This window comes from Xylophilus ampelinus (assembly GCF_003217575.1).
Taxonomy (GTDB): Bacteria; Pseudomonadota; Gammaproteobacteria; order Burkholderiales; family Burkholderiaceae_C; genus Xylophilus; species Xylophilus ampelinus.
In genome coordinates, this window is record NZ_QJTC01000033.1 from 21,276 (window position 1) to 28,237 (window position 6,962).

The window sequence follows — 6,962 nt, forward strand, 5'->3', positions numbered from 1 at the left end:
AGGACTCCCATGGCCGTCGCCGCAGCGCGCGAAAACCCCCTGTCTCCCGCGGCCGCCGCGGCGGCCCAGGGCAGGGAATTCGTCTGGACCGATGCCGACTTCACGCGGGTCCGGGCGCTGATCTACCAGCGCGCCGGCATCAGCCTGCACGAGGGCAAGCATGCGATGGTCTACAGCCGGCTCTCGCGCCGGTTGCGCGACACCGGGCACACCAGCTTCCAGGAGTACCTGGGCTGGCTGGAATCGGCCGACGGCGCGGCCGGCACCGAGTGGCAGGAGTTCGTCAACGCGCTCACGACCAACCTCACCGCCTTCTTCCGCGAGCAGCACCATTTCGAGATCCTGGCGCAACACCTGGGCTCCAGGCCGTCCGGCACGCCCTGGAGCGTTTGGTGCAATGCCGCCTCGACCGGCGAGGAGCCGTACTCGATCGTCATGACGGCGCTGGAGACGCTCGGCCCCAGCGCCGCCTTCAAGCTGTCGGCGAGCGACATCGACTCGAAGGTGCTGGCCCATGCGGCGCAGGGCATCTACCGGCTCGACGCGCTCAAGGGCCTGTCGCCCGAACGCCAGCAGAAGTTCTTCATGCGCGGCAAGCAGAGCAATGCGGGCCTGGTGCGCGTCAAGCCCGAGCTGCGCCGCTTCATCGACTTCCTGAGCGTCAACCTGATCCGCGACGACTGGCCGTTCCGCGAACCGTTCGACGTGGTGTTCTGCCGCAACGTCATGATCTATTTCGACGCGCCTACCCAGCGGCGCGTGCTGGAGCGCATCCACCGCGTGATGAAGCCGGGCGGCATGCTCTTCGTGGGCCATGCCGAGAATTTCAGCGAATCGCGCGACCTGTTCACGCTGCGGGGAAAGACAGTCTATGAACGTCGCTAGCACCGCGACCCGTGCCGCGGCCCCGGGCGCGGCACCCTCTTCGCTGGAAAAGCTCAAGTCCCTGCCGCGCAAGGCGGGCGAGGCCTCGTTCTTCTACTTCGATCACCACTTCCACTACAACGCGGTCAAGGTGCTGCCGGGCGAATATTTCGTCTCGAACGAGCAGGTGGTCATCACGACGGTGCTGGGTTCGTGCATCGCGGCCTGCCTCTGGGACAGCCGTGCCGGCATCGGCGGCATGAACCATTTCATGCTGCCCGAGAGCGACGCGAGCGACGTGTCGGGCCGCTACGGCTCCTATGCGATGGAGCTGCTGATCAACGAGATGATGAAGGCCGGCGCGCGCCGGGAGAATCTGCAGGCCAAGATCTTCGGCGGCGGGCAGGTGATGGCCGGCTTCACCACGATGAACGTGGGCGAGCGCAACACCGCCTTCGTCAAGGACTACCTGCGCACCGAGCGGATCCCGATCCTGTCGGAGGACGTGCTCGACATCCATCCGCGCAAGGTCTGCTTCTTCCCGGTGATGGGCAAGGCGATGGTCAAGCGGCTGGCGCACGCGCATCCGGAGTCGCTGCTGTCGCAGGAGCGGCGCGGCAATGCGGCCACGGTGGCGCACACTACGGCGGGCGGGTCGGTCGACCTGTTCTGAGAATGCGCTGCGACCCGCACGGCGGGCCGCAGCGCTGCGGACAACCTGAGAGAAGGAAAACGAAAAGAGCATGAAGAAGATCCGCGTCATCGTGGTGGACGATTCGGCGCTGGTGCGCAGCCTGCTGTCGGAGATCATCAACCGCCAGCCCGACATGGAGTGCATCGGCACCGCCAACGACCCGCTGATCGCGCGCGAGATGATCCGCGAGCGCAATCCTGACGTGGTCACGCTCGACGTCGAAATGCCGCGCATGGACGGCATCGACTTCCTCGGCCGGCTGATGCGGCTGCGGCCGATGCCGGTGGTGATGATCTCCACCCTGACCGAGCGCGGCGCCGAGGTCACCCTGCGCGCGCTGGAACTTGGCGCCACCGATTTCGTGGCCAAACCCCGGGTGGGCGTGGCCAACGGCTTGAGCGAGCTGGCGACCCAGATCGTCGACAAGGTCCGCATCGCGGCCAAGGCGCAGATCCGGCGCGCACCGGTGCCCGCACCCGCCCAGGCCGCGGCCCCCGGCACGACGGCCGCGCCGCCGCCTGCGACCAGCAGCGCCTTGCTCGGCCGCGTCTCGACCGAGAAGCTGATCTTCATCGGCGCCTCCACCGGCGGGACCGAGGCGATCCGCCATGTGCTCACGCCGCTGCCGGCCGACTGCCCGGCGATCCTGATCACCCAGCACATGCCGCCGGGCTTCACCACCAGCTTCGCCGCGCGGCTCAACGGCCTGTGCCGCATCACGGTGAAAGAGGCGACGCACGGCGAGCGCATCCTGCCCGGCCATGCCTACATCGCGCCGGGCGGCCGGCAGTTCAGCATCGGCCGCAGCGGTGCCAATTACATGGCGGTGGTGGAGGATACCGAGCCGGTCAACCGCCACAAGCCTTCGGTCGAGGTGCTGTTCCGCTCGGCTGCCGCGATGGCCGGCCGCAACGCCTACGGCATCATGCTGACCGGCATGGGTGCCGACGGCGCCAAGGCGATGCGCGAGATGAAGGACGCCGGCAGCTACAACTACGTGCAGGACGAGGCGAGCTGCATCGTCTTCGGCATGCCGCGCGAGGCGATCGCCCACGGTGCCGCCGACGAGGTGCTGCCGCTCGACCAGATCGCGCCCGCGCTGATCGGCCGGCTGCATGCGCCGGACCGGGTGCACCACCGGATCTAGCGCGGCGGTGTGCACGGGGGCGCTGAGGCGGGATTTTCAGGTAAAAAGTGGCTGTAGCCGGCGTAAGACGACGACCTATAGCTATCAATTTAGTAGCAAGCGACTGCTCGTCGTAGCGGCCCGTGGCGCGGGTCAGAGCATCTCTTCGGGCGCGAAAGGCCCGACCAGCCTCAGCATGATCTGCAGGCCGGTGTCCGCTTCCGGCTCGCGGTCGTAGACCTGGCCGGCGCGGGCGGTATCGTGCGCGGGCGCGTGCCAGCGCAGCTGGCCGTCGGGTGTCAGCTCCACCCGGTAGCAGTCGCCCATGGTCGATTCGAGGTTCTCGGTCAGTTCCTTCGACAACGCCCGACTGCGGATCACCAGGCCCAACTCGGTGTTCTGCAGCGCCGAGCGCAGGTCGAGGTTCATCGACCCGACGACCAGCAGCCGGCCGTCCATCACCAGCGCCTTGGCGTGCAGGCTCGACCGCGACTGCGGCGTGGAGCCGAAGATGCGCCGCCGGGTCTCGCCCTGCGCCTGCAGTTCGTACAGCTCCACCCCGGCGCGCAGCAGCGCCTCGCGGTAGCGTGCATAGCCCACGTGAGCCAGCGGCGCATCGTTGGAAGCCAGCGAGTTGGTCAGCACCCGCACCCGTACGCCGCGCCGGCGCAGGTCGGTGAAGGTCTTCATCATGGCTTCGCCCGGCACGAAATAGGGCGAGACGATCAGCAGGTCCTGGCGGGTGCGGCCCAGCAGGTGGACCAGGTCGTCGACCACGGTGCCGTCGGCATCGGCCGGGTCCTGCTCGGAATCCTCGGGGTCGATCTTCGACGGCTTGTCGGCCAACAGCACCGCGGGTGCCCAGACCAGTTCGAGCCGGCCTTCGGCGATCTGCCGTGCCACATCGCCGGCGCCGGGGACGGTACGGGCCTGGGGCTCCGCCGCCTGTGCGGTGGCGGCTTGATCGTTGTTCTGTTCGGCTTGCGCCGGGACGGGCGCCGTCGGCGCGGCTTCGGCGCGGCGCTGGGCCGCCGCCGCTGCCTGCGCCTGGGGCCGCAGCTTGTCGCGCTCGGCCGGGCTCAGGAGCGTCGCGACCGGATAGGCCAGGTCGTCGTTCCAGTAACGGTCGAAGCTGCGCGACAGGTCCTGCACCAGGCTGCCGGCCACCAGCACGTCGAGGTCGAGGAAGTTGCTTTTGGCGTCCTGGCCGAAGTACTCGTCGCCCAAGTTGCGGCCGCCGGTGACCGCCAGCGCGTTGTCGGCGATGAAGACCTTGTTGTGCATCCGCTGCTGGATGCGGCTGAAGTCGAACAGCGAGCTGACGAGCCGTCCCGCCTGCGAGCCGCGCGGGCCGAAGAGCGGATTGAAAAGCCGCACCTGGATGCCGGGCACCTCGTCGAGCATCAGTACGCGGGCGTTCAGGCCGGCGCTGTTGAAATCGTCCAGCAGCACCCGGATGCGCACGCCGCGTCCGGCGGCCTCCCGCAGCCGTTCGATCAGGGCCTCGGTCGAGCTGTCGTAGTGGATGCTGTAGTACTGCAGGTCGAGCGTCTTCTCGGCCGCGGCGATCAGCGCCAGCCGGCTGCCGTAGGCGGTCTCCGAGCTGCCCAGCAGGCGCATGCCGGAGGCGTTGCGGCTGGTGGGCGGCTGCGGCCGCAGCGCCGCTGCGTTGGCGGCCAGCGTGGTGCCGCCGACCGGCAGGGCCTGCGATGCCGCGCGCTGGGTGTTGGGCGGCAGGCTGCCGCAGGCAGACAGCAGGCCGACGAGTCCGGCCACCAGCGCTGCCTTCCATCGACCATGCCACCCGAAAGCGTCGTCGGGGCGAAGAGGGCGGGCGGCAGCGGCACGAGCAGGCATGAGGGCGTCTTTCTGAATGCCTCGCGGCGTGGCACCACTCTATCGGTCTGCCACACCGCGTCTGTCGGACGACAGCGCTGGCGACAGGCGGACCGTCAGGACGACAGCGTCTCCCAGCGCTCCAGCGCCGCCAACAGCAGGTCGTCGATCTCGGCGTTGCGGGCCGCGAGCGTCGCCGCGCGCTGCGGGTCGGTGCCGTACAGGCTGCCGTCGCCGAGCGCGGTGTTGATGCCGGCCTGCTCGGTCTCGAGCGCCGCGATCTGCTCGGGCAGGGCGTCCAGCACGCGCTGGTCCTTGTAGCTCAGCTTGCGCTTCGGAACGGTCGATGCAACGGTGGTCGCAGCCGGGGCCGGTGCGGGCCCCTGCGAGGGTGCGGGTGCTGCGGCCGGGCCGGCGCGCTGCGCCAGTTCGCGTGCACGGCGCGACTGGGTCAGCCAGTCCTGCACGCTGCCCTCGTATTCGCGCCAATGGCCGTTGCCCTCGGCCACCAGCGTGCTGGTCACGACGTTGTCGAGGAAGGTCCGGTCGTGGCTCACCAGGAACACGGTGCCTTCGTAGTTCTGCAGCAGGTCTTCCAGCAGCTCGAGGGTTTCGATGTCCAGGTCGTTGGTCGGCTCGTCGAGCACCAGCACGTTGGCCGGCCGCGCGAAGAGGCGCGCCAGCAGCAGCCGGTTGCGCTCGCCGCCGGAGAGCGATCGCACCGGCGAGGTGGCGCGCGCCGGCGAAAACAGGAAGTCGCTCAGGTAGCTTTTGACATGCTTGCGCTGGTTGCCGATCTCGATCCACTCGCTGCCGGGGCTGATGAAATCCTCGAGCGTGGCGTTCAAGTCGAGCGACTGGCGCATCTGGTCGAAGTACGCCACCTGCAGGTTGGAGCCCTGACGCATCTTCCCGGAATCGGGCTGCAGATCGCCCAAGATCATCTTGAGCAGGGTGGTCTTGCCCGCGCCGTTGGCGCCGATCAGGCCGACCTTGTCGCCGCGCAGGATGGTGCCGGTGAAGTTGCGCACGATCGTCTTGTCGCCGAAGGACTTGCTCACCTCGCTCAGCTCGGCCACGATCTTGCCGGTCGGCACGCCCGAGGCCACGTCCAGCTTCACGCTGCCCAGCGCCTCGCGCCGCGCAGATCGCTGCGCACGCATGCTCTCCAGGCGTCCGATGCGGCTCTGGCTGCGGGTACGGCGCGCCTCCACGCCCTTGCGAATCCAGACCTCTTCCTGGGCCAGCAGCTTGTCGGCCTTGGCATTGACCACGTCCTCCTGCGCCAGCTGGTCGGCCTTCTGCACCATGTAGGTGGCGAAGTTTCCAGGGTAGGAGCGCAGGTGGCCACGGTCCAGCTCCACGATGCGGGTGGCCACCTTGTCGAGGAAGGAGCGGTCGTGGGTGATGGTGACCAGGCTGCCCTTGAAGTCGACCAGCAGCGTCTCCAGCCACTCGATCGAGTCGAGGTCCAGGTGGTTGGTCGGCTCGTCCAGCAGCAACACCGTCGGTTTCGCGACCAGTGCCTGGGCCAGTGCCACGCGCTTGCGCGTGCCGCCGGAGAGGTCGCCCACCAGCGCATCGGGCGCCAGATGCAGCTTGGCGAGCGTTTCCTCCACCCGCTGCTCCCAGTTCCAGGCGTCCAGCGATTCGATCTCGGTCTGCAAGGCGTCGAGGTCTTCGCCTTCGTCGCCCGACAGGTAGCGCTCGCGTGCCGAGATCGCACTCGCGATGCCGGCGCTGGCCGACTGGAAAACGGTATCGGTCGGCACCAGGATCGGCTCTTGCGCCACATAGGCGATACGGGTGTTCTGCTGAACCTGCAGCTGCCCGTCGTCCGCCTTCTCCATGCCTCCCAGTATCTTGAGCAGCGAGGATTTGCCCGCGCCGTTGCGGCCGATCAGGCCGACCCGTTCGTTGGTTTCCAGGGAGAAGCCCGCGTGGTCGAGCAGCGCGACGTGGCCGAAGGCCAGTTGCGCATCGAGAAGTGTGATGAGTGCCATATGGAGGGGGATTATCCGGACTGGAGGGCCTGCGGCGCGGCTCATGTTGCAGTGCACCGCCTAGCAGGAGGTGTTGTTTGATCCGAGGCAGGCGATCGGAACTTGCGTGGGTGTCAGAACACGTCGCCTTGCTGTGCTATAGTCGAGGGCTTCGCTGCACGGAGGCGGTCTTCAAGACCTGCCGATGCGCAGCGAGGTGAGCGGCCCGAGAATTAGGTGATCCATCCTTGTGATGTTCCAGCTACCGGATTTCTGGTATATAATTCAAGGCTCTGCAGGATTCGGCGGTCTGGTTGCGGTGCTACTTCGGTGGCGGTGTGGCGAGGTGGTTGGAGGAAGCGGAGAGCGAAAAGAGTTTGACGGTGTTTAAGAAGCCGTGCTAGAATTTGAGGCTCTGCTGATCGCAGCGGGGTTGGTGGGTGAGGCGAGAGTCTTGCTT

The 6,962-nt window shown here is 67.7% G+C and carries 5 protein-coding genes; 3 read left to right on the forward strand and 2 right to left on the reverse strand.

Annotated features, from left to right (window positions below):
- The first annotated feature begins 9 nt into the window (after window positions 1-9).
- The 3 genes from DFQ15_RS15875 (at window position 10) to DFQ15_RS15885 (ending at window position 2,705) form a co-directional block, all read left to right on the forward strand.
- Complete coding sequence (locus DFQ15_RS15875; protein ID WP_110466911.1) at window positions 10-885, forward strand: CheR family methyltransferase; 876 nt, start codon at window positions 10-12, stop codon at window positions 883-885.
- A complete protein-coding gene (cheD, locus tag DFQ15_RS15880) occupies window positions 872-1,537 on the forward strand; it encodes a chemoreceptor glutamine deamidase CheD (RefSeq protein ID WP_233504556.1) in 666 nt (221 codons plus the stop codon). Before DFQ15_RS15875 ends, cheD begins: the two co-directional genes overlap by 14 nt.
- A 70-nt stretch (window positions 1,538-1,607) precedes the next feature.
- Window positions 1,608-2,705 carry a protein-glutamate methylesterase/protein-glutamine glutaminase gene (locus DFQ15_RS15885; RefSeq protein ID WP_110466912.1) on the forward strand — a complete coding sequence of 366 codons (1,098 nt, stop codon included), beginning with the start codon at window positions 1,608-1,610 and terminating at the stop codon, window positions 2,703-2,705.
- Between the two features lie 132 nt (window positions 2,706-2,837).
- On the opposite strand, the gene DFQ15_RS15890 is transcribed toward DFQ15_RS15885, so the two are convergent.
- Together DFQ15_RS15890 and DFQ15_RS15895 are read right to left on the reverse strand one after the other, a co-directional pair.
- Window positions 2,838-4,460 (reverse strand): phospholipase D family protein, encoded by a 1,623-nt coding sequence (locus DFQ15_RS15890; RefSeq protein WP_233504557.1) that lies wholly within the window; start codon window positions 4,458-4,460, stop codon window positions 2,838-2,840.
- A 176-nt stretch (window positions 4,461-4,636) separates the two neighbouring features.
- Entirely contained in the window at window positions 4,637-6,523 is a 1,887-nt protein-coding gene (locus tag DFQ15_RS15895; protein WP_110466914.1) for an ATP-binding cassette domain-containing protein, read from the reverse strand.
- Window positions 6,524-6,962 lie beyond the last annotated feature (439 nt).